The 606-nt window shown below is 37.5% G+C and carries 1 rRNA gene; it reads left to right on the forward strand.

The features are described from left to right. Positions 1-454: 454 nt before the first annotated feature. Positions 455-606, forward strand: a 16S ribosomal RNA gene (locus AC1DVB_RS27850); the annotation flags it as partial.

Raw genomic sequence — 606 nt, forward strand, 5'->3', positions numbered from 1 at the left:
CCCCTAGTGGTTACGATTTAGGAACTGTTGTTAATTGGTGGTGTCACTCAATAGTCTGTTCGTACGAACTTTTATATTCATATTGAATGATCCATCGATTATTTTAGTGCGTCCCAGTTGATTAATTTAAAGATGAAACACATAGGGTGTTTTTTTTGTATTCATTAACAAGATGGTTTCAAGAGGAAAGTGTTATTAGAGATTCTTATTTTACGGATTAAATGTTGACACTAAAGAAAAATAGCAGTATGATAATGAAGTCGCCTAATTAATGAGCGATTTTAAAAAAGAAATACTTCGTAGAAGTTGACAACTATTCAACGTTATGTTACGATGAATTAGTTGAAAAAAACTACAACAAATTGCTCTTTGAAAACTGAACAAAACAAAGCGCCAACGTTAAATTTTAAGTGAGCACACACTATCAAAAAAGCAAATGAGCAAGTCAAACATTTCTTCGGAGAGTTTGATCCTGGCTCAGGACGAACGCTGGCGGCGTGCCTAATACATGCAAGTCGAGCGAATCGATGGGAGCTTGCTCCCTGAGATTAGCGGCGGACGGGTGAGTAACACGTGGGCAACCTGCCTATAAGACTGGGATAACTT

It is taken from the genome of Peribacillus sp. P4_D6, assembly GCF_056401795.1.